The organism is Arenimonas sp. (assembly GCF_047602345.1).
Taxonomy (GTDB): Bacteria; Pseudomonadota; Gammaproteobacteria; order Xanthomonadales; family Xanthomonadaceae; genus Arenimonas.
Map to the genome: position 1 here is coordinate 475183 of NZ_JASGHN010000006.1, position 26963 is coordinate 502145.

28 protein-coding genes are annotated in these 26963 nt (G+C 66.5%); 8 read left to right on the plus strand and 20 right to left on the minus strand.

What is annotated here, in order from left to right; all coding sequences use genetic code 11:
- Positions 1-1407, minus strand: a complete 1407-nt coding sequence (locus QM707_RS06725; RefSeq protein ID WP_415001086.1) for a diguanylate cyclase domain-containing protein — start codon at positions 1405-1407, stop codon at positions 1-3.
- A 100-nt stretch (positions 1408-1507) separates the two neighbouring features.
- Here QM707_RS06725 and QM707_RS06730 point away from each other — a divergent pair, with 100 nt between their 5' ends.
- From QM707_RS06730 to QM707_RS06760, 7 genes are all read left to right on the plus strand, one after another.
- A complete protein-coding gene (locus QM707_RS06730; RefSeq protein WP_415001087.1) occupies positions 1508-3340 on the plus strand; it encodes a vWA domain-containing protein in 1833 nt (610 codons plus the stop codon).
- Positions 3341-3433: 93 nt separating this feature from the next.
- The gene (locus tag QM707_RS06735) at positions 3434-3982 is read left to right on the plus strand and encodes an RNA polymerase sigma factor (protein WP_415001088.1); all 549 of its coding nucleotides are present in this window, start codon (positions 3434-3436) and stop codon (positions 3980-3982) included.
- Positions 3979-4923, plus strand: coding sequence for a hypothetical protein (locus QM707_RS06740; protein ID WP_415001089.1), 945 nt, complete (start codon positions 3979-3981; stop codon positions 4921-4923). Before QM707_RS06735 ends, QM707_RS06740 begins: the two co-directional genes overlap by 4 nt.
- Before the next feature lie 13 nt (positions 4924-4936).
- On the plus strand, positions 4937-5539 hold the full coding sequence (locus QM707_RS06745) for an IMPACT family protein (protein ID WP_415001090.1): 603 nt from the start codon (positions 4937-4939) through the stop codon (positions 5537-5539).
- Positions 5536-7305: an ABC transporter transmembrane domain-containing protein gene (locus QM707_RS06750; RefSeq protein ID WP_415001091.1), complete on the plus strand. Its 1770-nt coding sequence runs from the start codon at positions 5536-5538 to the stop codon at positions 7303-7305. Before QM707_RS06745 ends, QM707_RS06750 begins: the two co-directional genes overlap by 4 nt.
- Before the next feature lie 55 nt (positions 7306-7360).
- Positions 7361-7888, plus strand: a complete 528-nt coding sequence (locus QM707_RS06755) for a Hemin transport protein (protein ID WP_415001092.1) — start codon at positions 7361-7363, stop codon at positions 7886-7888.
- A gap of 25 nt (positions 7889-7913) precedes the next feature.
- The gene (locus QM707_RS06760; RefSeq protein ID WP_415001093.1) at positions 7914-8873 is read left to right on the plus strand and encodes a DUF6607 family protein; all 960 of its coding nucleotides are present in this window, start codon (positions 7914-7916) and stop codon (positions 8871-8873) included.
- A gap of 70 nt (positions 8874-8943) precedes the next feature.
- Here QM707_RS06760 and QM707_RS06765 read toward each other — a convergent pair whose 3' ends face one another.
- From QM707_RS06765 to QM707_RS06800, 8 genes are all read right to left on the minus strand, one after another.
- The gene (locus tag QM707_RS06765; protein ID WP_415001094.1) at positions 8944-9147 is read right to left on the minus strand and encodes a cold-shock protein; all 204 of its coding nucleotides are present in this window, start codon (positions 9145-9147) and stop codon (positions 8944-8946) included.
- A 129-nt stretch (positions 9148-9276) separates the two neighbouring features.
- Positions 9277-10038 carry an S-methyl-5'-thioinosine phosphorylase gene (locus QM707_RS06770; RefSeq protein WP_415001095.1) on the minus strand — a complete coding sequence of 254 codons (762 nt, stop codon included), beginning with the start codon at positions 10036-10038 and terminating at the stop codon, positions 9277-9279.
- A complete protein-coding gene (locus tag QM707_RS06775) occupies positions 10035-10571 on the minus strand; it encodes a hypoxanthine-guanine phosphoribosyltransferase (RefSeq protein WP_415001096.1) in 537 nt (178 codons plus the stop codon). Before QM707_RS06775 ends, QM707_RS06770 begins: the two co-directional genes overlap by 4 nt.
- A 1-nt stretch (position 10572) precedes the next feature.
- Positions 10573-11577, minus strand: a complete 1005-nt coding sequence (gene nagZ, locus QM707_RS06780) for a beta-N-acetylhexosaminidase (RefSeq protein WP_415001097.1) — start codon at positions 11575-11577, stop codon at positions 10573-10575.
- A complete protein-coding gene (locus QM707_RS06785; protein ID WP_415001098.1) occupies positions 11577-12080 on the minus strand; it encodes a CYTH domain-containing protein in 504 nt (167 codons plus the stop codon). The genes nagZ and QM707_RS06785 overlap by 1 nt, the downstream gene beginning before the upstream one ends.
- A 14-nt stretch (positions 12081-12094) precedes the next feature.
- Positions 12095-13465, minus strand: a complete 1371-nt coding sequence (rlmD, locus tag QM707_RS06790) for a 23S rRNA (uracil(1939)-C(5))-methyltransferase RlmD (RefSeq protein ID WP_415001099.1) — start codon at positions 13463-13465, stop codon at positions 12095-12097.
- A 140-nt stretch (positions 13466-13605) separates the two neighbouring features.
- Positions 13606-14196 carry a YdbL family protein gene (locus tag QM707_RS06795; protein ID WP_415001100.1) on the minus strand — a complete coding sequence of 197 codons (591 nt, stop codon included), beginning with the start codon at positions 14194-14196 and terminating at the stop codon, positions 13606-13608.
- A gap of 11 nt (positions 14197-14207) precedes the next feature.
- Positions 14208-16238, minus strand: coding sequence for a hypothetical protein (locus tag QM707_RS06800; RefSeq protein ID WP_415001101.1), 2031 nt, complete (start codon positions 16236-16238; stop codon positions 14208-14210).
- 32 nt (positions 16239-16270) lie between these two features.
- On the opposite strand from QM707_RS06800, the gene QM707_RS06805 reads away from it, so the two are divergent.
- Positions 16271-16999: a response regulator gene (locus tag QM707_RS06805; protein WP_415001102.1), complete on the plus strand. Its 729-nt coding sequence runs from the start codon at positions 16271-16273 to the stop codon at positions 16997-16999.
- Here QM707_RS06805 and recO read toward each other — a convergent pair.
- From recO to rpoE, 11 genes are all read right to left on the minus strand, one after another.
- Positions 16990-17712 (minus strand): DNA repair protein RecO, encoded by a 723-nt coding sequence (gene recO, locus QM707_RS06810; protein WP_415001103.1) that lies wholly within the window; start codon positions 17710-17712, stop codon positions 16990-16992. The genes QM707_RS06805 and recO overlap by 10 nt on opposite strands.
- A gap of 77 nt (positions 17713-17789) precedes the next feature.
- A complete protein-coding gene (gene era, locus QM707_RS06815; RefSeq protein WP_415001104.1) occupies positions 17790-18686 on the minus strand; it encodes a GTPase Era in 897 nt (298 codons plus the stop codon).
- Positions 18683-19372, minus strand: coding sequence for a ribonuclease III (gene rnc / locus QM707_RS06820; protein ID WP_415001105.1), 690 nt, complete (start codon positions 19370-19372; stop codon positions 18683-18685). The genes era and rnc overlap by 4 nt, the downstream gene beginning before the upstream one ends.
- Positions 19359-19709, minus strand: coding sequence for a DUF4845 domain-containing protein (locus tag QM707_RS06825; protein WP_415001106.1), 351 nt, complete (start codon positions 19707-19709; stop codon positions 19359-19361). The genes rnc and QM707_RS06825 overlap by 14 nt, the downstream gene beginning before the upstream one ends.
- 64 nt (positions 19710-19773) lie before the next feature.
- Positions 19774-20592 (minus strand): signal peptidase I, encoded by an 819-nt coding sequence (lepB, locus tag QM707_RS06830; protein ID WP_415001107.1) that lies wholly within the window; start codon positions 20590-20592, stop codon positions 19774-19776.
- A 34-nt stretch (positions 20593-20626) separates the two neighbouring features.
- Positions 20627-22435 (minus strand): translation elongation factor 4, encoded by a 1809-nt coding sequence (lepA, locus tag QM707_RS06835; RefSeq protein ID WP_415001108.1) that lies wholly within the window; start codon positions 22433-22435, stop codon positions 20627-20629.
- Positions 22436-22553: 118 nt separating this feature from the next.
- Positions 22554-24101, minus strand: a complete 1548-nt coding sequence (locus tag QM707_RS06840) for a Do family serine endopeptidase (RefSeq protein WP_415001109.1) — start codon at positions 24099-24101, stop codon at positions 22554-22556.
- 4 nt (positions 24102-24105) lie between these two features.
- The gene (locus QM707_RS06845) at positions 24106-24540 is read right to left on the minus strand and encodes a SoxR reducing system RseC family protein (protein WP_415001110.1); all 435 of its coding nucleotides are present in this window, start codon (positions 24538-24540) and stop codon (positions 24106-24108) included.
- Positions 24533-25537 carry a MucB/RseB C-terminal domain-containing protein gene (locus tag QM707_RS06850; RefSeq protein WP_415001111.1) on the minus strand — a complete coding sequence of 335 codons (1005 nt, stop codon included), beginning with the start codon at positions 25535-25537 and terminating at the stop codon, positions 24533-24535. The genes QM707_RS06845 and QM707_RS06850 overlap by 8 nt, the downstream gene beginning before the upstream one ends.
- The gene (locus QM707_RS06855; RefSeq protein WP_415001112.1) at positions 25534-26352 is read right to left on the minus strand and encodes a sigma-E factor negative regulatory protein; all 819 of its coding nucleotides are present in this window, start codon (positions 26350-26352) and stop codon (positions 25534-25536) included. Before QM707_RS06855 ends, QM707_RS06850 begins: the two co-directional genes overlap by 4 nt.
- Positions 26349-26942, minus strand: coding sequence for an RNA polymerase sigma factor RpoE (gene rpoE, locus QM707_RS06860; protein ID WP_415001113.1), 594 nt, complete (start codon positions 26940-26942; stop codon positions 26349-26351). Before rpoE ends, QM707_RS06855 begins: the two co-directional genes overlap by 4 nt.
- Between the last annotated feature and the right edge of the window lie 21 nt (positions 26943-26963).

The following is a 26963-nucleotide window of genomic DNA, read 5'->3' on the forward strand; positions in this document are numbered from 1 at the left end:
TCAGCCGGCGGCGTGGGCGAAATGCACGCCCTCATGCTGCCCGCGCTTGGCCCGGTACATCGCATCGTCGGCTTCACGAAGCAAGGCCACGGCGTCGTGGCCATCGCGAGGGAACAGCGCCACGCCGATGCTCGCGCCGACGCGCAATTCCTGTTCTCCGACCCGGATGGGGTCGAGCAGCACCTTGCGCAGGCGCTGCGCGTAAGCGCGCAATCGCTCCTCGCCGACGATGCTGGGGTCGTCGAGCAACAACAGGAACTCGTCGCCGCCCACGCGCGCAATGAGATCGTTGCCGCGGATCGACTGACGCAGGCGCTGGCCGATCGCGGCCAGCACGGCATCGCCGGCCGCATGGCCGTGCGCATCGTTGATCGGCTTGAAGTCGTCGAGATCGATCGAGAACACGGCGAAGGCGCGCTGCGTGCGCCGACCGCGCACGACGAGCTGCTGCAGGCGCGACATCGCCACGCGCCGGTTCGGCAAGGAAGTCAGCGGATCGACGCCGGCCATCGCGCGGATGCGCAATCGGTCGCGCAGGATGCTGAAGACGGCGAACGTCGAAAACGCCGTCAGCACCAGGCCGATCATGCCCGCCTGCGTGCGCCACCACGGCGGCACCTGCCAACCCTCGCGCGGCATGCCGGAAATCAGCCAGCTGCCGCCCGGCACGAAGGCCGGCATGCGGACCGAATGGAAACTCATGTCCGTGCCGTCGCCATAGACGCGCGCGCCGGCCGGGCCCATGGCGTCGCGACCGCGGATCTCCACCCTGAGCTCGTTCTCCAGGGCCTTCAGCCCCGCATCTTCCAGCAGGGCGTTGAAATCGAGCGTCAACAGCGTGGCCCCCCACAGGCGCGGCACGCCTTCGCGCGATACCCACACCGGCAGCACGCAGGTCAGTACGGGCCGACCGTCGACATCGTCGTTCGGTCCGGCGAGCACGGCGTTATCGAGCTGGATCGCGCTGAGCATCGCGGGCTTGTACTGCAGGGACTGCATCATGTCGGTGCCGACGAGGCGACCGCTCATGCGCATCGGGAACACCTGATCCACGCGAAACCCCGGCGCCATCGCCAGGCTCAGCAGGTAAGGATCGCCCATGCGCAGCTCTTCGCCGATGCGGGTGAATTCCTCGGGGCTGAGTTGTTCGCGCAATACGAGGTTGGCCGACAGTCCGCGCAACTGCGCGAGGCTGGTGTAGATGCGGGTTTCGACGTGGCCGCGGAAGTCCGACAGCCGCGCCTGCACCAGCGCCTGCTTCTCGGCCAGACCACGTTGGCGCGACAGGGTGCCTGCCTGCCAGCTGAGCAAGCCTCCAAGCAGCGCGACCGCGAACGTCACCACGTAGATCAGGCGCAGCCGATCGGGCGGCAAGGTCGGCAGATGGCGGCGGGACTCGCTGGGCATGACCCCGGGGCCGGCAAGGACGGACAGGGATTATCTCAGTTCAACCCCGAACGGGCAGCTGGGCCGTTTTCATGCCTGCCATCCACCCCGGAGTCCTGCCATGCGTCGTTCGCTGCTCTGCCTCGCCATCGCCACTACCTTGCTGGCCGCCTGCGGCCAGTCCCGTACTTCCGTCCGCGAAGAAGCCCCCGAAGCCCTCGCAGAAGCCGGCCGCGATCAGGCCGCCCGCCAGCGTGCCGACGAACAGGACGCCGAAGCCGCGAAAGCCGCCGCTGTCGCGGCCCCTGCCATCGTGTACGCGGACCCGGCGTCCGCCCAGGGCGCCGTCGCCAACCAGCCCCAATCCTTCTTGTCGGCACCGCCGCCTCCGCCCGCGCCCATGCCCAGCCAGCGCGTGCAGGTCGTCGGTGGCGGCCTCGTCAACGCCATCGACGTCTCGTCGGTCGAATCCAGGACCATCCTGACGGCCGAGCAGATCGCGAAGATCGGCCAGGAACCCAATACCGAAAAGTACGAAGCGATCGAGGACAACCCCACTCATCGCGTCGCCGAAACTCCGGTGAGCACCTTCTCGATCGACGTCGACACCGGCAGCTACAGCAACGTGCGTCGCATGCTGATGGCCGGACAGCGGCCACCGGCCGACGCCGTGCGCGCCGAAGAGATGATCAACTATTTCGACTATGGCTATGCCACGCCGGGCGACCGCGCGACGCCCTTCCGCGTCAGCACGGAAATCGCGCCCGCGCCATGGAACTCGAAACATCAGTTGCTGCAGATCGGCATCCAGGGCTACGACGTGCCGAAGGCGCAGATCCCGGCCTCCAACCTCGTCTTCCTGATCGACACCTCCGGCTCGATGCAGAGTCAGGACAAGCTGCCGTTGCTGAAGGCCAGTTTCGCCGAACTGGTCAAACAATTGCGGCCGCAGGACCGAGTGTCGATGGTCGTCTACGCCGGCAGCGCCGGCCTCGTGCTCCCGCCGACGTCCGGCGCCGACAAGGAGACCATTCTTGCCGCGCTCGATCGACTCGAAGCCGGCGGTTCGACCAACGGCGGCCAGGGCCTGCAACTCGCCTATGCGCAGGCGAAGGCGAGCTACATGAAGAACGGCGTCAATCGCGTGATCCTGGCGACCGATGGCGATTTCAACGTCGGCACCTACGACCAGAAGGCGCTGGAGACGATGATTGCCGACCAGCGCAAGTCCGGCATCGCGCTGACCACGCTGGGTTTCGGCACCGGCAACTACAACGATGCGATGGCCGAGCAATTGGCCGACATCGGTGATGGCAACCACGCCTACATCGATTCGCTGAACGAAGGCAGGAAAGTTCTGGTCGAGGAACTGTCGTCGACCATGCTGACCATCGCGCAGGACGTGAAGATCCAACTCGAGTTCAATCCCGCCGTGGTCGCCGAATATCGCCTGATCGGTTACGAGAATCGCGCCTTGCGTCGCGAGGACTTCAACAACGACAAGATCGATGCCGGCGAAATCGGCGCCGGCCATGACGTGACGGCGCTGTACGAGATCACCCTCGTCGGTTCCGGTGGCGAAAGCGTCGACCCGTTGCGCTACGGCCGTCGCACTGCAGTTGCAGCGGGCAAGGCGGACGAGATCGGCTTGCTGCGCCTGCGCTACAAGCAGCCGGGCGCGGAAACCAGCCGCCTGATCGAAACCCCGCTGCAGCGTTCGCAGATCCAGGCCAAAGCGAGTCCGCGCCTGCGCTGGGCCGCGGCGATCGCGGCTTATGCCGACCTGCTGCGCGGCGGCAAGAACGTGGGTCGGTTCGACTGGAACGATGTGCGTACGCTGGCGACCGGCCTCGCCGACCAGGACCGCTGGGGCTATCGCGCGGAGTTCCTGCAGTTGGTCGACCGTGCCCGCAGCGTGACTGGCGGCGGAACGCCGGTGGCCGTCAGCGAATGAGCCTGTTGGCGAACGCACGCAGCCAAGCATTCCGCCCACCGAGAGTGGGCGGAATGCTTCCCGCGCCGCGTGAAACTTCGTACGCTCCCACTCATGCAGGGGGAGCCGACCGACGAAGACTTGATGAAGGCCTACGGGGCCGGCGACGCCGCCGCTTTTGAAACCCTGTATTCGCGCCATCGCGGGCCGCTGTTCCGCTTCATGCTGCGGCAATTGCGCGAGCATGCGACCGCCGAGGAGCTGTACCAGGATGTCTGGCAACGCGTCATCACCGCCCGTGAACGTTACCGGCCGGACGCCAAATTCAGTACCTGGCTGTACCAGATCGCGCACAATCGGCTTACAGACCATTGGCGGGCGCAATCCCATCGCCCCGTCGCGCCGGAAGATGCGACGGAGCGGGCCGAGCGCGAGCCCGACCCGCAAACGCCGGAACGGCAGCTGTCCGCGTTCGAGGAACGGCGCCGCCTGCAGTTGGCTTTGGAGGAATTGCCCGCAGATCAACGGGAGACCGTGCTGTTGCGGCTGGAACAGGAACTGAGCCTGGAGGAAATAGGCAGGATCACCGGCGTCGGCCGGGAAACGGTGAAATCGCGATTGCGTTATGCGATGGACAAGCTGCGAAGTCGACTCAACCCATGAATACGCGCGAACCCACAACCGAACCGCTGGACGACGACGAACGCGAATTCGCGCGCGTCGTCCGCGCCCTGCCCGCCGGCGAACCGCCGGCGGCGCTGGATGCGCGCATCCTGAAGGCGGCTTCGGACGCTGTCGCTTCGCGCCCGCGCCGCCGTTTCGCCTGGCTGGCCGGCGGCAGCGCCGCCTGGGGCATCGGCACAGCCGCGGCCGCCGTACTGGCGATCGGCGTGGCCTGGCGCACGATGAATCCGATGCCATCCTCGCTTCCGCCGTCTTCGCCCGTGACGGTACGCGACATGGAAGAACAGGAAAGCACGGCGGTCGAGTTCAGCGAACAGAACGCGACCGATGCGCTGGCCGCCGCACCACCGCCGCCGCCGCCGCCCGCGGATCTTCCGCAAGCGCAGTTGCGCGCACCGCCTCCGCCGGCCATGGCGCCACCCGCGCCGCCGGCCCCTGCGGCCCCGATGGCATTCCCGGAAACGGGCCTGGACGAGCATGTCGCGCATGCCGCCGAAGCGGATGCCGAGGTGCAGCCCGTCGGTGGTGGCGTCATCAATGCCATCGATGTGTCGTCGGCCGAATCCTCGACGATCCTGACGGCCGAGCAGATCGCGAAGATCGAAGGCACGAAACGGCAACGCGCCGAATCCGCCCGCGATACGGCCGCCGCCAAGGCGGCAGGCGCTGCCCAGCCGGCGCCTGCTTCCAACGCCGCACTCGGTGCGGCGGCGACGCAACGGACCGATGCTTCCAAGGAAGAAGTGGAACGCCGCGTGCAATCCGATACGCGTCGCTATCCTGAATCCTGGTTGCTGAAGATCCGCGCCCGCCTCAAGGAAGGCGATACGGCTGGCGCACGCGCCAGCCTGAAGCTGTTCGTGGCCAAATATCCCAAGCATCAGGTGCCGGACGATCTGAAGCCGCTGCTCCATCCATGAACATGCGCGTGCAATGAGTGCATTCACGCTGGCGGCGCCGGCGCGCTTCCTGCTCGAGGTCAAGAAGAGCCGCTTTCTCGCTCTGGCAACGCCCGCCGACTCGCCCGGGCAGGCGATGCACTATCTTGGCGATGTCGCCGATGCCGATGCCACGCACAACTGCTGGGCCTATCGCATCGGCCAGGCCTATCGCTTCTCCGACGACGGAGAGCCCGGTGGCACGGCGGGTCGAGCGATTCTGGCGGCGATCGAGGGACAGGGCCTGGATCGCGTGATGGTCGTGGTCACGCGCTGGTACGGCGGCATCAACCTCGGCGCCGGCGGACTGGTCCGCGCCTACGGCGGCGCCGCCGCCGAATGCCTGCGCACGGCAGTGCGCCGCGAACTGATCGAGACCGTCGACGCCGAGCTGCGATGCGAGTTCGCATTGGCGAGCGCCGTGCACGCCCTGCTGGCCCAGACCGGGACGCAGAAACTGCAGGAATCGTTCGACGAAACCGGGCTGCGCTTGCGTTTGCGCCTTCCCGCCACCATGGTGGCTAGCGTTTCCGAACGATTGCGCGACCTCAGCCGGGGCGCGGCCATACTGGAACCGCAGGATCCGCCCCTCCGATGAGCACTTCTCCCGATACCGCCGCCCTCACGCCGACCCGTCGCGTGGTGTCGTTGCGCGGCCTCCTGCCCTTCCTGCGCCCACACCGGTTGCTGCTGCTGGCCTGGCTTACTGCATTGGGCGTTTCCTCGGCGGCCACGCTTTACATGCCGGTGGCGTTCAAGAGCATGATCGACCAGGGCTTCGGGCGTGGCGAGACGATCGATCGCGGCTTCATGGGCCTGTTCCTCGTTGCGATCGTGCTGGCCCTGGCGACCGGCGCACGATTCTTCTGCGTTTCCCTGCTCGGCGAAAAAGTCATCGCCGACCTGCGGCGCAAGCTGTACACGCATCTGCTGTCGCTGGACATGGGCTTTTTCGAACGCACGCGCAGCGGTGAGCTGGTCTCGCGCCTGGCCGCCGATACCGAACTGCTGCGAGGCATGGTCGGATCGACGATTTCGGTCGCCCTGCGCAGCGCGATCACCGTACTGGGCAGCGCGGTGATGATGGCGGTCACCGGCCCCAAGCTCGCCGCCTCGGCCCTGATCGGCATTCCCCTGGTGGTGCTGCCCTTGGTGCTGTCCGGACGTCGGGTCCGCGGCGCATCCAAGGACACCCAGGATCGCATCGCCGACGCGACCGCACGCGCCGGCGAAACCATTGGGGCGATGCACACCGTGCAGAGCTACGCGCGCGAAGCTTTCGAGAGCGCGCGCTACGACGATGCCATCAAGCGCTCGCTCGGCGCCGCCCGCAAGCGCATCCGCCTGCAGTCGCTGTTGACGGCGACCTTCATCCTGCTGGTGTTCGGCGCGATCATCCTGGTGATCTGGGCGGGCGCGCACCAGGTCGTCGCCAAGACGATGACGGCGGGCACGCTGGCCCAGTTCGTGCTGTACGCGATGATCGGCGGCGGCTCGGTCGGCGCGTTGACCGAAGTCTGGAACGAGGTGCAGCGCGCCAGCGGCGGCATGGAACGCATCAACGAGTTGCTCGACCAGCGATCCGACATCGCGATCTCCGCCTCGCCCAAGGCCTTGCCACAGCCGTTGCGCGGCGAACTGCAGATCGAGCACGTGACCTTCCGCTACCCGTCGCGCCCCGATACGGCGGCCTTGCAGGATTTTTCACTGCGCGTGTCGCCTGGCGAAACCGTCGCGCTGGTCGGTCCTTCCGGCGCCGGCAAGAGCACGGTGTTCCAGCTGCTGCTGCGTTTCCACGATCCGCAATCGGGTCGCGTGCGCGTGGACGGCATCGATGCGCGCGATCTCGATCCATCGGCCTTGCGCGAGCGCATCGCGCTGGTGCCGCAGGATCCGGTCATCTTCGCCACCACCGCGCGCGAGAACCTGCGCTACGGAAAACTCGAAGCCAGCGATGCCGAGATCGAAACGGCTGCGCGCAGCGCCGAGGCGCACGAATTCCTGAAGGATCTTCCGGAGGGTTATGACAGCGAACTGGGCGAACGCGGCGCACGCCTGTCCGGCGGGCAGCAGCAACGCCTGGCCATTGCCCGCGCCCTGCTGAAGGATGCGCCCATCCTGCTGCTCGACGAGGCGACCTCGGCGCTGGACGCGCAGAGCGAGAGAGCGGTGCAGCAGGCGCTGGAGCGTCTGATGGAAGGTCGGACGACCTTGGTCATCGCGCATCGGCTCGCGACCGTGCTCAAGGCGGACCGCATCGTCGTGATGGATCGGGGACGCATCGTCGCCCAGGGAACGCACGCCGAACTGATGGCGCAGGACGGCCTGTACGCCGAACTGGCCCGGCTGCAGTTCGACCACTGAAGGCCCGGGAAGGAGGCCTGTTGACACTCAAATGATAATAATTATCATTTGAGGCATGCCCACCCTCGCCCCGCTGCGTAGTACTGCCCCGACAGGTGCCTGCCCGTGCCCGGCGGCGGACCTAGCGCGCCTGGGGCCCCTGCTCTGCCTGTACCCCGACTGCCAGACCCATGTCCTGGCGGGTTGGGCCGGGGCCGTCGCAGTCAGGCCGGCCGTGCGCATAGACAGCGACGGGCCGCAGGAATCGTTGCTCTTTCTCGACGCCGCTTCGCGCCCTTGCTGGCAACTCTACCTGTTGCCGGACAGCGACTATCTTGCCTGGGACGATGTTGTCGCCCAGCTGCACGCCATTCGGTCGGAGTCCACTGCGACCGCATCGCGGACGGACCCGAAGGCCTGCATCCAGCTGACGGTCGGAAACCCGGTTTGGCGTGCCTGCGCGCTACGATTGCACGCGATGGGCGAAACCAGCGCACCCGGCAACCTCGCGGCCGCCAACGCGGCGCTGTCCGAAGCAGGCCGACGCGCGGCGGAACGCATTGCGCGCGGCATCGGCACCCGCCTCACCTCAACCTTCAGCTGATGAAGACGCACTCCAAGGACTCCCGATGAACCGTTCCGCCCTCGTTTTTTCGCTGTGCCTGGCGCTGCCTTGCGCCGCGCTTCCTGCCCTCGGCCAAGCCGCCGACAAGGATTTCGAAGCGGACCGCAAGGCCATCCTCGGGATGCTGGGCGAATACCGCGTCGATTTCCACTTCGAGGAAACCGTGGCATTGACCCCCGGCTATTCCACGCATCCATCCGACGATACCGGCGCATTCGAAGTCGTGATCCTCGTCGAGGACACCGGCCGCAAGATCTCGCTGCAGCATCTGCTGGTCGGCGACGGCGGCCACGTGACCAAGCACTGGCGCCAGGACTGGGTTTACGAAGCGCCTGAGCGCTTCGAGTTCAGCGCCGACCAGACGTTCTCCCGGGTAGCCCTGTCGCCGGAACAGACGCGCGGCGCCTGGACGCAGTGCGTGTACGAAGTCAGCGATGCCCCGCGCTATTGCGGCACCGGTCGCTGGGACCACCACTACGGCAGCCCGACCTGGACGTCCGATCGCAGCTGGCGCCCGCTGCCGCGGCGCGAATACACCACGCGCTCGGACTACAACGCGGTGGACGCGCAGAACCGCCACACGATCACGCCGGCAGGCTGGACGCACGAGCAGGACAACAACAAGGTGGTGCGCAAGCCGGAGGGCTCGTCGATCCTGGCGCGCGAATTCGGCTTCAACGAGTACGAGCGCATCCAGAACCACGACTTCAAGCCGGCCTACGAGTACTGGCGCAAGACATCGCCCTATTGGGCGCGCGTGCGCGCCGTCTGGGCCCAGCGACTGGCCTCGGGCGACGCCCTCGTGCTGAAGACGAAACTGGACGGCATGCCGATCATCATGGCGACGTTCCAGCAAGCCGAGAACGCCGGCGAAGGCAAGCCGGTCAGCGACGCCGATATCGCGGCGGTGTTCGACAAGTACACCGAGGTGTTGCCCGCCAGCAAGACCGCTTCCGCGCGTTGATCGCCCTCGCCGCGCCCCAAAGAAAAACCCCGCTGCTGCGGGGTTTTTCTTTTCCCTTCAAGGAAGCGGATCAGGTGCCGGTGACGTTCGCCGCCTGCTTGCCCTTCGGGCCCTGCACCACTTCGAAGCTGACGCGCTGTCCTTCCTTGAGCGAGCGGAAGCCCGTGGAAGCGATCGCGGAAAAATGCACGAAGATGTCCTCGCTGCCGTCTTCCGGAGCGATGAAGCCGAAGCCCTTCGCGTCGTTGAACCATTTAACGGTGCCGAAACTCATGTACTACCTCGATGCTGATCTGGACGGAATGCGACGCTTCCCCTGTCGCGGCCGCGCGCGCGGCCCGAGTATGTACAAGGCCGACCGCGCTTGACAATGCCCGGCGCCGATCCGCCCCGCCGGACTCGTTCAGGCTCCGCGCAGCAATGCGTCCAGCAGGCCCGGCAGCGAGGCTGTCGCCGCTTCAACGTTCGCCAGCACTTCTTCCAGCGTGATCTCTGCTGCATCGCCACATCCGGCCGCCCAGTTCGCGACGATGGCGAGGCAGGCATAGTTCAGGCCCATCTCGCGCGCGAGCCCCGCTTCGGGCATGCCGGTCATGCCGACGAGATCGCAGCCGTCGCGACGCATGCGGGCGATCTCGGCTTTCGTTTCCAGGCGTGGCCCCTGGGTCGCGCCGTAGCAGCCACCCGCGACCATCGCCACGCGGCTGCGCTGGGCCGCGGCGAGCAAGTCACGGCGCAACGATTCGGTGTACGGATCGCCGAAATCCACGTGCAGCACCTCGGTACCGGGCTCCTCGCAGATCGTCGAGATGCGGCCCCAGGTGTAATCGATGATCTGGTCGGGACAGGCCACCACGCGTGGACCGTAGGCCTCGGTGATGCCACCCACCGCATTGATGGCCAAAACGCGCCGTACGCCCAGGTCCTTCAGGCGCTGCAGGTTCGCACGATAGTTGATGCGATGCGGCGGTACCGAATGGCCTTCGCCATGCCGCGCGAGGAAAGCCAAGCGCCGGCCGGCGAAACGACCCACGCGCAGCGGACCGGAGGGCATGCCGTAGATCGTGCCGCCTTCGATCGTCTGCACGTCTTCCAGGGCAGCCAGCTTGTACAGCCCGGTGCCGCCGATGACGGCCAGGGCGATATCGTCGTCGCGTTCGATCATCGCAGCGCGTAGATCCCGGGCAGATTGCGGCCCTGTTCGTGGAAGTCCATGCCGTAGCCATAGACATAGCGATCCGGCACTTCCAGCGCGATGTAATCCGCCTCGATGTCCGGCACGCGGCGATCGTGGTTCTTCACGCACAACACGGCGACGCGCACGTCCAACGCACCCTGGTCCTCGCACCAGTCGCGGACGGCTTTCAAGGTATGGCCTTCGTCGAGGATGTCGTCGGCGATCAGCACGCGGCGGCCTTCCAGCGGCGTGGCCGGCCGATGCAGCCAGGCGAGGCCGGAGCCGGTCGTCGCGCCGCGATAGCGTGTCGCATGCAGGTAGTCGAATTCGAGATCGACGCCGACGGCCAACGACAATCGCGATGCGAACAACATGCCGCCATGCATCACGCTCAGGTAAACCGGGCGCGGACCCGCGTAATCGTTGCGTACGTCGACGGCGATGCGACGGATGGCGCTGTCGATCTCGTTCTCGTCGAACAGTCGTTCGGAGTTCTGCAAGGCGACGGCAAGGTTTTGCATGTCAGCCGACCTGGAAACCGGACAGGGCCGTCCGGGCACCATCGTAACGCGCTTCGGCCAGCAATCCCTGCCAACCGGCCGCGCCGCGCCCCATCAGCGAGGCCAGGGCGGCCGTATCGCCGGCCGGGCGCGAATCCATGGCCGCCAGCGAATCGGCGACCAGGGCCGGCGGGCAGACCAGCACGACGTCGCAACCCGCATCGAGATGCGCGCAGATACGAGCGGCCACGCCACCGGCCGATTCGGCGGCCGCCATGCCGATGTCGTCGCTGAAGATCACACCGCGGAAACCCATCTGCTCGCGCAAGATCTGCCGCATCCAGCGCGGCGAATAGCCCGCCGGTTCCGGCGCGACGGCAGGATAGCTGACATGCGCCATCATCACCGCGTCGGCACCCGCGTCGATCCCGGCGACGAAGGGCACGAGATCTTCCTCTCGCAAGGCCTCCAGCGGACGTGGATCGATCGCCTCGTCGAAATGCGTGTCTTCCAACACCGAACCATGGCCGGGAAAATGCTTGAGCGTCGCCGCCATGCCGGCTGCGTGCATTCCGCGCACATAGGCGCGGGTGAATTCGGCAACGATGGCGGGCTCGGCATGGAAAGCGCGATTGCCGATCGCGCGATTGCCGCGACCCAGATCGACGACCGGCGCGAAGCTCAGGTCCACGCCGGTGGCGCGGATCTCGCTCGCCATCAGCCAGGCATGCTCTTCGGCCAATCGCAGCGCCGCCGGCGCATCGTTCGCGAACAGCTTCCCGAACTCTTCCAGCGGCGGCAGTTCGGCGTAACCGTCGCGGAAACGCTGCACACGACCGCCTTCCTGGTCGACGCAGATCAGTTGCGGCCGCGGCGCCGCCTCGCGAATGGACTGCGTCAGTTCCGCGACCTGGTCGCGCGAGGCGAAGTTGCGGGTGAACAGGATCACGCCCGCGCAAGCCGGGTGCTGCAACCATTCGCGCTCGGCCGGCGACAATTCCTTTCCGGCGATTCCGATCACCAACATCAGCGTTTCTCCTCGGCGCTCCAGCGCGAATAGGGCCGGTCGGCCAAGGCCAGATTGTAATAGCGCGGCTCGTCCGTGACTTCCCTGCCCGCCCATTCAGGCCGGGCGAACCCGGTATCGGCGCTGGGCAGCTCGATCTCGGCGACGATCAGGCCGGTGTTCTCGCCGGCGAACTCGTCGACTTCCCAGAGGAATCCCGCATGCCGCACGTAGTGCCGCGTCTTGTCGATCAGGCCGCCGGTGCAAAGCGCCAGCAAGGCCTCGGCGTCGACGACAGGGATCTCGTAATCGAACTCCTGGCGCGTGTGGCCCAGCTCGCGCGACTTCAGGTTCAGGAAAGCCTGCTCGCCGGCGATGCGCACCCGCACCGAGGCTTTCTGCAATCCCGTCTGCACGGCCGCGATGTCGTTCAGATAGCCCTGCGCCATGCGCACGGATTTGTCCGCAGCGGCGCGCCAGGCATCCCCGACGACAGTGAACTTGCGTTCGATCTCGATTCCCACGAAGCACCTTCGTCTTAGCGCTCGAACAGAGCGATCGATTCGACATGCGCCGTCTGCGGGAACATGTCCATCGCACCGGCGGCCTTCAGCGTGTAACCCCGCTCACGCACGAGGAAGCCGGCGTCGCGCGCCAGCGAGCCGGAATGGCAGCTGACGTAGACGATGCGATCGATGCCCTTGAGCGGCAGTTGCGCGAGCACTTCTGCCGCACCGGCCCGCGGCGGATCGAGAAGGAGTTTGTCGAAGCCCTGTTTCATCCATGGCTCCGACGACAGGTCTTTAGCGAGGTCGGCGGCATGGAACTCGGCATTCGGCAGATGGTTGCGCGCGGCATTCTCGCGCGCACGCGCCACCAGTCCGGCTTCGCCCTCGACGCCAACCACGCTGCCGGCGCGACGCGCCAACGGCAGGGTGAAATTGCCGAGGCCGGCGAACAGATCGAGCACGCGATCGGTAGGCTGGGGGTCAAGCAGCTCGAGCGTCGTCGCGATCATTTTGCGATTGAGCCCGGCGTTGACCTGGATGAAGTCCAGCGGGCGGAACAGCATCGAGACGTCGTATTCCGGCATGGCGAACGACAGTTCGATGTTTTCCGGCCACAGCGGCTTGACCGAATCGACGCCGCCGGGCTGCAGGAACAGCGCGAAGCCCGTGCTCTTCGCAAAAGCCAGCAAGCGTTCGCGATCGGCGTCCGTCAGCGGCTCGAGGTGGCGGATCACCAGGGCGATCTGGACCGCGCCGGGCAGGAGCCCAAGTTCCGCGGAGGCCATGGATGGCCGAGAGAGGTCGCCGGCAATGAACTCAACCTGCGGAATCGCACGCTTGCCATCCAGCGAATCGACCAGCGCCGCCAGTTCGGGGATACGTTCGCCCAGCGCGGGGATCACCGTGTGGCAATGCGAGAGCTCGGCGACGAAGCGCGGATTGCTTTCGCGGAAACCGACGACGGTGCGTCCCTTCTTCTCGACGAAGCGCACGGAGAAACGACCCTTGCGGCGATAACCCCAGGCCGCATCGGTCAGGGCCGGCAGGATGCGCTCGGGTTCGACATGGCCGATGCGCGACAGATTCTCCATCAGAACGCGCTGCTTGGCTTCGATCTGCTTCGGTTCGGCCAAGTGCTGGAGCACGCAGCCGGCGCAAACACCGAAGTGTTCGCAACGCGGCGCCACCCTGTCCGGCGACGCGACCAGTACTTCGATCGTTTCGGCCTCGTCGAAATGGCGATTGCGACCGGTCTGTTTCGCGCGCACGGTTTCGCCGGCCAACGCGCCGGCGACGAACACGGCCTTGCCTTCGAAGCGTCCGACGCCGCGGCCATCATGGCTCAGGTCGGTGATCTCGAGTTCCAATTCGCGATTGAGTTTGCTGCGGGAACGGGCCACGGTCGGTCAGGGGAATTCAGGGGCGCGGATTGTCGCATGGGCCGCTGCGGGAAAGCCGAAATCCCTCGGCGACGCTCGGAAACGACCGGGCCGCGCGTTGGCGCGGCCCGGCATGCGCAGCGGAACGGCTGGGGCAGTGCTTACTTCTGCTTCCAGCTGCCATCGCCGACTTGGTACCACCAGCCTTTGTGCGCGCTGGCGATCCATTGCTTGGCGAAGGTCTCGCGGATCTGGGCCTCCCATTCCGGATGGCCGTTGGCGACGGCGATCTCGCGATACACCGCCTTGCGATCGCGGTTGTCCTCGGCTACCCACTGGTTGACGCTGACGCGGTCCTTCAACCCGACTTTGCTGGCGTCGCGCAGCACGACCAGACCGTCGTTGCCGAAACCGAGGGCACCGCTGTCGAAATGCGCTTCGAGCGATGTCTGGAAGCGCTGCGCCATCCGGTCCTGGATGGCCTGAATGGCCGGCGTGCGGATACTGATATCGACGCCGTCGGCGGCATAGGCTTCGCTGATCAGCAAGGACATCGGATTGAACGAGGGCGTGCGCGAGGACTGCGGCGGATTGGCGGGCGGCGCCGGTTTGGCGTCGTCGCCTATCACCTTGTCCACGAACTCTTCGGCCGCTTCCTGGGCTTCCGCTGCCGGGAAATAGACATTGATGGTCACGCAGGCGCCGAGCGCCAGAGCGCCGAGCAACAAGACGGGGGAGAGCCACTGACGCATGGGTTTGTTCCTCATTCGATGATCGGAGCCTGGCCTGCGGTCGCCGCCTGCAGCCTCGCCACCAGTGTCGGCCAGTCGACGCGTCGACGGAAGCCCACCACCTGGATGCGCGGCAAGCCGGCGCCCGCGACGATGATATAGCCGTCCCCGGCTGAACCGAGGCCGGACATCTGGCAGACGTTGTCCGCCAGCTTGCAGCCGATGCCGATCCGGTCGTAGCCGAAGTCCTTGAACACCTTCAGCGCCTGCGCCTGCAGGCCGCCGCCGAGGCCGCTGCCGCCGACGCTGGAGATGTCGTTCACGGCACGCTGGCTGATGCGGCGCTTGCCCTTCCAACTGCGGTCGGTTTCCAGCCAGGCGTCGAAAGCCGAAGGCGACCAATCGACCAGTCGGAGCTTGTCGATGCGGCCGTCGAGCCGACCGGAAATCCAACCGAAACCGACCACGCGCGTCATCGGCTCCATGTCGATGTCCTCGATCGCGACATCGCCGGACAAGGTCGGCGCCACGCCGAACGGACGCTCCATGACCAGATGATCGATCCGGACATGCCCACCGAACAGGTCCATGCGAAGACCACCGTCCAGCGTAAGTACATTGTCCTGATAGTGCGCCGCCGGGATGCTGCCGCCCAATTTGCCGGTGAACGCAGGCCAGCCCAGCCGCTGCGACAGGCTGGCAAGATCGAGCGCGGTCATTTCCAGACCGAGGTCGATGCGGGTCGAAGCCGTAGCCGTCGGCGCCTGCCAGCGGAACTGCGACAAACCGAGACTGCCGTCCAGCACGGCGAGCGAGGTCGGCGCCTGCAGGCGGAATTCGCCGTTCGCGCTCTGGAATGCCGCCTGTGCCGGACCGAGACCGATGCCGTAGATCGCCGCACTGTTCCAGGACAGCTTCCCCGACTCCGGCGTCGAGGCTTGTGTCCAGCGCAGATCGCCATCGACGCCGGCGAAGGTGAAACGCGCGTTGCGATCGATGGCATTGATGCCATGCAAGTTCGCGCGAATGCGCTGCGGTTTCGCATCGCGCACATCGACTTCGGCATCCATGCGGCCGCTCAGCACAAGATCGGGAAAACCCGCCGGGGCCAGGAACCCGCTGAGATAACGGTCGCGCGCCTGGGCCAGGTCGGGAAGCGCGAGTCGCAGATCGAGTTCGGACACGTCTCCAGCGCCATCGAGCAAGCCCTGTCCGCTGGCCTCCAGCACGCCCGGGTCCCGCCACGACAAGGTCGGCAATCGCCAGTGCGCTTTCGCGCTATCGCGACGCATCAGCACCTGCGCCTCGATCGGCGACTTGGGCAACACGGCATAGAGGCTCTGCACGAGCAACTCTCCGCCGCTCAAGCTCAGCCGCGTATCGACCTGCTGCGCACCGCGCTGTTCGCGATAGTCCACGCGAATGCGACCGTTCACGCCCGCTGCGGCGATCATGCCATCGGGCGTTTCCAGACCGAGTCCGCTGGCCTGCAGGTCCGCGCGCACTTCGAACGGGCCCTTCTCCGGCGTCAGGATATCGACCCGACCGCTGAGCTTTCCCTGCGTCCAGCGGCCGGTCGACCACAGCCCGGCCAGATAGGCTTTGAGCCAGTCGACCGGGATGCGCTCGGCCCGGATCCTGCTCAGATCGGGCGCAGCCGATCGCGTTTCGTAGGCGAGCAGACTGTCGCGCACGCGCAACTGCGCCTGCGTTCCCGCCGGGGAAAGGTCGAGCGACAAGGGGAACGCCGCCTTCGACGCCGCCGTGCGAACCGGTCCGCTGCAACGCCAACGCTGGTCCGCATCGCGCCGGACCGGGCAGCGCCAATCCACATCGCGGGCCTTGTACGACAGCGTCGGGAAATCCAGCGTTCCAGCCTGCAGCCGAAGTTCGCCCTGCTCCGCCCCTTCCGGCCATTCCAGCGCCAGACGGACATCCTGCATGGAACCGGCGCCGGTCTTGACCGTCGCGATCTTCGCTTCGAGCAACTTGGCCTCGACGTGTCCACCGGCGCCGAGCAGGGCCAGGCACAGCAGCTTGCCGAGAGGGACGACGATGCGCATGCTGCGAGCATACCCGTAGAGCATGGCGACGGATGACCGAGGCCTTACCGCGATTGCTGCTGGTCGAGGACGATGCGGTCAGCCGGCAGTTCCTCGCCGAAGCCTTGCGCGGCCTGCCAGCCGAGGTGGATGCAGCGGGCACGATCGCACAGGCCTGCGGCTTCGCCTCGCGTCACGCCCATGCCCTGTGGCTCGTCGATGCGCACCTGCCCGATGGCGACGGCATCGCCGCGTTGACGCGCCTGCGTGAACTGGATGAAGCCACGCCCGCCGTCGCCATCACCGCCGAACGCTGGCAACGCGAGTTCGACCGGCTCGAAGCGGCGGGCTTCGTCGAGATCCTGCAAAAACCCATCGCGCTCCCCGACCTGCAGGCGAACGTGCGCCGCCTGATCGGCCTCGGCCCAGGCAAGGTGGCCGACGCAGCGGTGCCGCGCTGCGGCAAAAGGCCGGTCTGGGATGCGGAACAGGCGCTGGCGGCCATGGCCGGCAATCGCGCCGCCTGGTTGGTGCTTGGCCGACTGTTCCTCGACGAACTTCCGCAACAGCGCGAACAACTGCGGCAAGCGCATGAGCTCGGCGATGCCGCGGCGATGCACGGCCTGTTGCACCGGCTGACCGCCAGCAGCGGATTCGTCGGAGCATCGCGCATCAGCGCGGCGGTGCTGGCACTGGCCCGTTCGCCGCTCGATCCGCGCCTGTGGCGGGACTTCGAGCATGCCGTGGAGGACACGCTGGCGACTGCGCTACCTCAATCCTGAGAGCGCGTACGCACCCGGGCCAACTCGCCCATCAGTCCCCACGAGCGCAATCCGCTCGCCCCGAGATGAGCCGCGAGCACATCGCGCAAGCCCAGCCTCAACTCGGCCAGCAAGAGCGGCTCGGGTTCGCGGTCCGCAGCGAGCGCCAACAACGCGGCTCCGCTGACGCTGCCATCGGCCCGTCGCGGATCCGGCACCGGGCCTCGCTCCGGGTCAAGGCGATAGCGCGTGGCCGCATGCACCGGTTGATCGTCGGCGACCGCATCCCAGGGCAGGCCGTAGCCGAGCAGGTCGAGCAGATCGCGTTCGAAGCGGCGCAAATTCCAGGCCAGCGCGCGAGCGTCCGTCAGCTCATGGCGAACGCGTGCGTAAAGCTCGTAGAGCTCGGGCGAAACATCGCCCCGCGGCAGCAGGCGCAGCAATAGTTCGTTGATGTAGAACGCCGCCATCAGGCGATCGCCGGCCAGCAACGGAGCCGCATCCTGCGCCTCGGCCTGCAGCAGACGCGCCAACTCGCCGCGCGGCAGGAAGTCGATGCGCAGGCTCTGCAGCGGCTGCAACGCGGCGCGCAGCGCATGTTTCTTCGCCCCGCCCAGCCCGCGGGCCACCAGCCCGACGCGTCCATGGTCGCGCGTAAGCACTTCGACCAGAAGGCTGGTTTCGCGCCATGGGCGCGCGTGCAGCACGAAGGCGGGTTGGGCGAGGACGCGCATGGATATGGTTGATGGTTCGTAGTTGGTGGTTGGTGGTCTGGCTTCTACCACTTACCACTCACCATGAACCATCGATCTCACTCCGAGTACCCGAACCTGCGCAGCGCCGCCTCGTCGTCGGACCAGCCTTCGCGCACGCGGCACCAGGTCTCGAGAAAGACTTTCCGTCCGAAAAGTTTCTCCATGCCGATGCGAGCGCCGCTGGAAATCGCTTTCAGGCGTTCGCCGCCCTTGCCGATCACGATCGGCTTCTGCCCTTCGCGTTCGACCCAGACGACGGCGGCGATGCGCAGCATCTCGCCGTCCTCCTCGAAGCGTTCGATCTCGACCGTCGCCGAATACGGCAGCTCCTCGCCGAGGCGAAGCATCAGCTGCTCGCGCACCAGTTCGCCGGCCAGGAAACGTTCGCTGCGATCGGTGATCTCGTCCTCGCCGTACATCGGTTCCGACTCGGGCATCAGCGACAACAGGGTCTTGACCAAGGCCTCGTTTCCCTTGTTCTTCAACGCCGATACCGGATGCACGGCGGCGAACTCGCGTTCGCGGGTGACCTCGGCGATGAAAGGCAGCAGGGCCGACTTGTCCGCGAACTTGTCGACCTTGTTCACCACCAGCACGCAGGGCAGCTTGGCCTCGCGCAGGGCGGCGTAAGCCAGGCCATCGTCCTCGGTCCAACGCCCGGCCTCGACCACCAGCATCGCCGCCTGCACATCCACGATCGCGCCGCGCGCGGCGCGATTCATGTAGCGGTTCATGGCGTTCTTCTGCCGTCCGTGGATGCCCGGCGTATCGACCAGCAGCAGCTGGCCCTCGGCGAAAGTGGCGATGCCGAGCAGGCGATGGCGGGTGGTCTGCGCCTTCGGCGAAACGATGCTGATCTTCGCGCCCACCAGGGCATTCACCAAGGTGGACTTGCCGACGTTCGGGCGGCCGATCACCGCGACCGTACCGGCGCGGAATGCGGCGGCGCTCAAGGCCTGGTCTCCAGGCGGCCAAGCACCTGCTCGGCCGCCGCCTGTTCCGCAGCGCGCAAGGACGAGCCCTCGCCTTCCGCCTGCAACGCCGGCTCCTGGATGAGGCAACGCACATGGAACGTGCGCGCATGGTCTTCGCCATGGCTGTCGATCAACTGGTACTCCGGTCGCGGCAACTGCCGCGCCTGCAGCCATTCCTGCAAGCGCGTCTTCGGATCCTTGCCGACCTTGCCGATGACGAGCTCGTCGAGCAGCGGACCGAACCAGGCCAGCACGCGCTGGCGACAGGCGTCGAATCCGGCATCGAGGTAGATGGCTGCAACCAGGGCTTCGAAGGCATCGGCCAGGATCGAGTCGCGGCGGTGTCCGCCGCTTTTCAGTTCCCCGGGACCGAACTGCATGCGCTCGCCCAGGTCCAGCCCGCGCGCCAGGCCCGCCAGGGCCGATTCGCGCACGAGGCTGGCGCGGGCCCGCGTCAGCGCGCCCTCGTCGGCCTTCGGCCAGCGGTCGTGCAAAGCCTCGGCGACGATCAGGTTGACCAGCGCGTCGCCCAGGAACTCCAGCCTTTCGTTGTGCGGGACGCCGGCGCTGCGATGTCGCAGCGCCTGGCGCAGCAATTCCGGATTGCCGAAACGATGGCCGAAGCCTTCGGCCGTTGCGGCCGCCGTGGCCTTACTGGAGAGCAACCGCGTAGTTGAACTTGATGACGAAATCGATGTTGTAGACGAAACCCGTGCGGCTTTCGTACTCGATCACGAACTTTTCCTTGTCCATCTTGGCGATGCGCGCGTCGATCGACTCCACGTACCCGACGTCGAAATTCTTCTGCAGGTTGTTCTGCAGCTGCGGCAGGCTCTTGTTGGAGGAACCCGCCTCGCCGGCGACCGCGTCCATGGCCCGCTTGACGTTGGTGAACTCGTAATACGGTCCCCAGAGCTTAGCGGCGATGTAGCCGAAGAAGCCGAGCACGGCCAGGACGACGATGAAGCTCATCAAGGTCAGGCCTTGCTGCCTGTTTTTCATGCTGCCCTGTTTCATGGCGATCCCCGCGCGGTAGGTAAGTGACTGGCCCTGTCGGCCCCCGAATTCAGCGGATGGTATCGCCAATCCGGGAATAATCGAAGCCGTCCGTGCAGCCCCAGCCCTCGCAGTTGAGCCAGATGACCATGGCCCGGCCGACCAGGTTCTCTTCCGGGACGAAACCCCAGTAGCGGCTGTCGGCGCTGTTGTCCCGGTTGTCGCCCATCACGAAGTAATGGCCCGGCGGTACGGTCCAGGTGCCGTTCCGGCGCTCGTAGCCATCCCCCGGGAACTGCAGGATCACGTGGTCCCGCCCCGGCAGGTGCTCGGTCAGCTGGTCGGCGCCGTTCATGGCCATGCCGGCGCCGCTGCCCACGTAGGTCCCGATCGGGGTATAGGCCCAGGCCTTGCCGTTGACGGTGACGCGGTTGTCCTTGACGGTGACCTCGTCGCCCGGCACGCCGATGACGCGTTTGATGTAGTCCACGCCCTTGGTCGGGTCGCCCTCGAAGGCGCCGGGGAAGCGGAAGACCACCACATCGCCGCGCTTGGGCGCGCCGATCGCGACGACCTTGTTGTTCAGCACCGGCAGGCGAATGCCGTAGTCGTACTTGTTGACCAGGATGAAATCGCCGGTCAACAGCGTCGACATCATCGAATTCGAGGGGATGCGGAACGGCTCGGCGACGAACGAACGCAGCACCAGCACGAAGAACAGCACCGGGAACAGCGAGCGCGCATAGTCGACGATCACCGGTTCGACCACCTCCTCGCCCTCGCGCGCCATCAACCGGCGCGGCTTGGCGAAGAACAGGGCGTCGACCAGCCAGATGAGGCCGGTCAGGGCGGACAACGCGGTGAGGATCAGGGCGAAATCGAATTTCACGGCAGGCGTTCCTGTCGGTCGTGGTTCTGATGGGTCATTTCGAATCGGACTGCAGCACGGCCAGGAAGGCCTCTTGCGGAATCTCCACCTTGCCGACCTGCTTCATCCGCTTCTTGCCCTCTTTCTGCTTCTCGAGGAGCTTCTTCTTGCGGGTGGCGTCGCCGCCGTAGCACTTGGCCAGCACGTTCTTGCGCAGCGCCTTCACCGTCGAGCGCGAAATGATCTGGGCGCCGATCGCCGCCTGGATGGCGACGTCGAACATCTGTCGCGGAATCAGCTCGCGCATCTTTTCGCACAGCTCGCGACCGCGGCGGTCGGCGTGGCTGCGATGCACGATGCTCGACAAGGCATCGACGCGATCGCCGTTGATCAGCACGTCGACGCGCACGAACGGGCCGGGCTCGAAACGCTGGAAGTGGTAGTCGAGCGAAGCGTAGCCGCGGCTCACCGACTTGAGCTTGTCGAAGAAATCCAGCACCACCTCGGCCATCGGCAGCTCGTAGCTGATCTGCACCTGCGAGCCGAGGTAATTGATGCCGACCTGGCTGCCGCGCTTCTCCTCGCAAAGCTTGATGACGTTGCCGACGTAGTCCGGCGGCGTCAGGATGTTGGCCCGGATGATCGGCTCGCGCACTTCCTGGATCTTGTTCACCGGCGGGAGCTTGGCCGGGTTGTCCAGCGGCGAGACGGTGCCGTCGGTCTGCACGACTTCGTAGACGACGGTCGGCGCGGTGGTGATCAGGTTGAGATCGTATTCGCGCTCCAGGCGCTCCTGCACGATCTCCATGTGCAGCATGCCGAGGAAGCCGCAACGGAAGCCGAAGCCCATGGCCTCGGAGCTCTCCGGCTCGAAGTTCAGCGCGGCATCGTTGAGCTTCAGCTTCTCCAGCGCCTCGCGCAGCGATGGATAGTCGTCGGCGTCGACCGGGAACAGGCCGGCGAAGACGCGCGGCTGCATCGTCTGGAAGCCCGGCAAGGGCGCTGGCGCCGGATCGTTGGCCAAGGTCAGGGTGTCGCCGACCGGCGCGCCGTGCACGTCCTTGATCGAAGCGGTGATCCAACCCACTTCGCCGGCGCCGAGCTTGGGCATCACCTTCCGCTTCGGCGTGAACACGCCGACCGAATCGACCTGGTGAACGCGGCCGGTGGACATCACCAGCATCTTGTCGCCTGGCTTGAGTTCGCCCTGCATGACGCGCACCAGCGAAACCACGCCGAGGTAGTTGTCGAACCAGGAGTCGATGATCAGCGCCTGCAGCTTGTCGGTCTCGCGCGGCACCGGCGGCGGGATGCGCTCGACGATGGCTTCGAGGACGTCGACGATGTTCAGGCCGGTCTTGGCGCTGATGGCGACGGCGTCGCTGGCGTCGATGCCGATCACCGCTTCGATCTCGCCCTTGACGCGTTCGATGTCGGCCGTCGGCAAGTCGATCTTGTTGAGGATCGGCACCACTTCGAGGCCCTGCTCCACTGCGGTGTAGCAGTTGGCGACCGACTGGGCTTCGACGCCCTGGGCCGCATCGACGACGAGCAACGCGCCTTCGCACGCGGCCAGCGAACGCGAGACTTCGTAGCTGAAGTCGACGTGGCCGGGCGTGTCGATGAAATTGAGCTGATAGACCTGCCCGCTCTTCGCCTTGTAGGGCAACGAGACCGACTGGGCCTTGATCGTGATGCCGCGCTCGCGCTCGATCGGATTCGAATCGAGCACCTGCGCTTCCATCTCGCGTGCCTCCAGGCCGCCGCAGATCTGGATGATGCGATCGGCCAGCGTGGACTTGCCGTGGTCGACGTGGGCGATGATGGAGAAGTTGCGGATATTCCGCATGGAATCGGGCTGCATGGGGGCGGCGCGGAAGGCCGTCTCGGATGTAAACGGGACATTATCGCACAGCGCCCCGGGTCCAGCCCGCCCTGAACAGGCTGGAACCGGGGCGATGCCGCCTAGACTCCGTCGCGCCTCAGGAGGCCACCACCGTGATCAGGCCGGTGCTCTCGGCATTGCGCACGAGTAGCCGCACCCGGTCCCCGGACTTGATCCCCTTCAACGCCGCATCGAATTCGGCCACGCTGCCTACCGGCGTCTTGCCGACCTGCAGGATCACGTCGCCGACGGTCAGGCCGGCCTGTCGCGCCGACAGGCTACCGACCCGACTCACTTTCACACCCTGGCCCGAGGCCAGCCCGAGCTTGCCGCGCAGGCCCGAATCGACCTCGCCCACGGCCACGCCGAGGGGATTGGCGTTCGCGCTGGGCGCCGGCCGTGCACCGCCCGAACGCGGTTCGGCACCGGCGGTCGCCTCTTCCAGCGCGGTCAGCACCACCACCAACTCCTGCGGTTTGCCATCGCGCAGCAATTTCACGTTGGCCCGGCTGCCCGGCGCCATCGCGCCGACGAGCGGCGGCAGTTCGGACGAGCTGCCGATTTCGCGGCCATTGAAGGCGACGATCACGTCGCCGGGCTTGATGCCGGCCTTCGCGGCCGCGCTATCGTTCTGCACGGCGCCGACGAAAGCGCCGGCGGCGCGATTGAGGCCGAGGTCGCCGAGTTCGTCGCGCTGGATGTCGCGGATCTGCACGCCGAGCTGGCCGCGACTGACGCGACCGGTTTCCTTGATCTGGCGCACCGCGTTCATCGCCACCTCGATCGGGATGGCGAAGCTGACGCCCATGTAGCCGCCGGAGTTGGAGAAGATCTGCGAATTGATGCCGACCACTTCGCCACGCGTATTCAGCAGCGGACCGCCGGAATTGCCACGGTTGATGGCCACGTCGGTCTGGATGAAGGGCACATAGCGCTGGGTATTGTCGAGGCTGGGACGACCGAGTCCGCTGACCACGCCGGCGGTAACGGAATGGTCGAAACCGAAGGGCGATCCGATCGCCATCACCCACTGGCCGGGCTTGAGGTTGCGCGAGTCGCCGAGGCGCAGCGTCGGGAGGCTGTCGGCCTGTACTTTCAGCACGGCCACGTCCGAGGTCTGGTCGCTGCCGATCACCTTGGCCTTCAGTTCACGATGGTCGTTGAAGTGCACGATCACCTCGTCCGCGCCATCGATCACATGATGGTTGGTCAACACGTAACCGTCGGTCGAAATGACGAAGCCGGTGCCGAAAGAGGTGCCGCGGCGACGCGGCTGCGGCATGCCCGGCCCACCCGGCTGTCCGAAGAAACGCTTGAAGAACTCGGGCACGTCCTCTTCGCCCGGCGCCGCCTGCTCTTCTTCTTCGTCTTCGTCCGGACCGGCTGCGGCCTGGCGGCGATCGCCTCCGCCGATAGTCGCTTCGATGTTCACAACGGCAGGGCCGGCCTGTTCGACCAGGCGTGAAAAATCGGGGAGATTCACCAGGGGCGCGTCGGCAGCCGGCGCCGCGCTCTGCGCCGCGATCGCCTGCGACAGGCTGGCGGGAGCCGCATCGGCGCTCGCGCGCTCGTGCCACTGCGCATAGAGCAGGCCGGCCAGGGCGAAAGAGGAAAACGTGAGGGCGATGCGGGGCGTGGTCTTCATGGGATCAGGATCGGTCGGTTCGTGTCGTGGATGAATCGATCAACTGCGGTTCGGGCAGCCGCGGATTTTGAAACGTAACGGCGACGAAAGTTCCGGCCAGGAGACCGGCCAGGGTGAGCGGATCCTGCGCCACGGGAAAACCGGTGCCGAGCAAAGCGCCGACACTCGCGCCGCAAAGCAGTCCGAGCAGGGCGCGTCCGTAACCCGACCAGGCCGCGCGCCGCAGCGCATCGTCGTCGAGTCGCAACACGACGTCGCGACCGACGTCGGCGGGACTCAGCCACTGCGAAGGCATCGACAGATAACCTGCCTCGTCGGCGGCGAATACATTGCAACGACCGCCGCATCCGGCGCTGCATCCGGCGCAGCGCTCGCCCAGCAAATGCAGGCTCGCACGTCCGGCCGCAACGTCGGCGATGCGGGCGGCGCGCTCAGCCATCATCACCACGCACGGCGGGCGCCTGCACGTTGCGCGCGAATTGCGCCACCGTCGCCGCCGGCACCTTGCCGATCGCCACCACGCGCCGGCCGCCTTGCGAGATCGAGTAGGCGTTCACGGCGCCACGCCGCATCGTCGATTCGCCGCGCTGCTGCGGCGACGCCGGCTCGATATAGACCGACACATTGGCCAGGCCATCGCTGTACAACAATTGCACCGATTCGCCGAGATGACGGGCGGCGGTCAGGCGGAAGCCCGGCGGCGGCGATTGCACCCGCCAGCGCGGGTCGCTTTCCTTGCCGCCTTCCAGCGACTGCACGCGTTGCAGTCCGCGTTGCGAAGACGGTCGCAGGTCGCTGTCGCTGGGCGTGGCGCCGAGCTGCAGTTCGGTGAACGCGATCTGTTCCAGCGCTTGGCCCGCTTCGCCGAGCAGCGCGATGCGCAACGGCAGGGCGGTCTGCTTGTCGAGCCAGAGGCGAAACCCGTAGCGCAACTCGTCCTTCGCCTGCAGCTCGATGATCTGCGCTTCGCGCCCGGCGACGCGGGCCGTGCCGCCGAGCTTGGCCTGGTAGGACTGCAGGTTGGCGGCGCCGGCGAATTTCTCCGCCGGATTCCATTGCCCGGCGGTATTGCTGTCGTAACCGACCGCCTGCGGCTGCGAACCGATCACCATCACGACGCGATTGTCGCGCACCACTTCTCGCCGCGCGCCGCTGAGCGTCAGCATGCGCATGCGCTCGCGCCCGTTCTCGTAGGCGTGGAAAACCGCCACCGTCTCGAAGCGGTTGCCGGACACGATGACCAGCGTGCCCTGATAGTTCTGTTCGCGCAGCGCCGGACCGATGCGTTCGAGCCAGTTGCCCGCCGGCTTGGACCACAAACCATTGACCCAGGCTTTCGCGCCGGCCACCCAGCCCTGCGAGGAAGGCGGATCGGCCGCCAGCGCAGGCGAGGCGATCGCCGCGAGCAGCGCCAGGAACAGCGCGCGCAAGCTCACCGCTGGGCGTCCTTGGTCGCATCGGCGGCTGCGGCATCGCCCGCTTCGCTCGTTCCGTTGGCGACGACGTCCACATAGGGAACGAAGCCGCCGAGACTGTCGCCGGCAAGCATCTGGTTGTGCCGCACGAGATAGGCCTCCAGCGCAGGATCGTTGGCCGAGCGCGCCAGCGGCGATTTCGGCCAGGCCTTCGTACCGGTTTCGACCAGCGGGAAATCCGCCGGCGATTGCGCGGCATCCAGCGGCAGCGGCGTTTCGCGCAGCGCCGGCGCAGCCCCGAGGGCCACGCGTACCGCATCGGTGGAACTGGCCGTCATGCGTACGGGCGCTGCGACAGTCGCCGCCGGCGCGTCGCCGTCGGCCGGACTGGCCGTCGACGCCATCGAAGGCGCCACCGCCACGAGATCGGCCGAGGCCGGCGTGGCCACGGCATTGGTCGGCACGCTGGCCGCTGCGATCGCCGGATCGGCGATGTCGCCGCGATCGGGCGATTTCAGCACGCGCGGCGCGATGGCCAGGGCCAGCAATACGACCGAGGCCGCGACCGCGTGCCCCCACCAGAAACCTTTTTTCGCAGGCGTCGATGCCAAGGCAGCCGACACCTCGTCGGCAAGCGTGGACGGCATCGGCCGAAACACCTGGCCCTTCAGGCAGGCGGATGCGAGCTGCATGCGTTCCCAGGTCGCGCGCAGTGCGGCATCGGTGGCGAGCCGGCGTTCGAGGAAACGCGCCTCGTCGGCCGGCAATTCGCCGTCCATCCAGGCGCAGAGCTGCGCACGGATCGTTTCGTCGAGTTCGTTCGTGTGGGGGTTCATGGGCGTACTCGTTCTCGGTCCATCAGGGGGCGCAGGCGGGCGTCGATCGCTTCGCGGGCCCGGAAAATTCGCGATCGCACGGTACCGATGGGGCAATCCATCATCTCGGCGATCTCCTCGTACGACAAGCCTTCCAGTTCGCGCAGCGTGATCGCCTGGCGGAGTTCTTCGGGAAGCTGGGCCACGGTCTCGCTCACTTCGCGCGCGATTTCCTGGCGCAGCATTTCGTGTTCGGGCGTGTCGAAATCGTGCAGGCGCTGGGCGCCGGTGTAATGCTCGGCCTCTTCGGCTTCGACGTCCGAACTGGGCGGGCGGCGTTTGCTGGCGACGAGATGATTCTTGGCGGTGTTCACTGCGATCCGGTAAAGCCAGGTATAGAACTGGGCGTCGCCACGGAAATTGCCGATCGCGCGATAGGCGCGGATGAAGGACTCCTGGGCGATGTCCTGGCTTTCGGCGTAGTCGGGCACGAAACGACCGATGACGGCAGCGATGCGATGCTGATACTTGCGCACCAGCAGATCGAACGCCGTCTTGTCGCCACGCTGAACACGCTTGACCAGTTCCAGGTCCAGTTCGTTGTCGCCCATCCAGGCCGCTGCTCCTTGCGA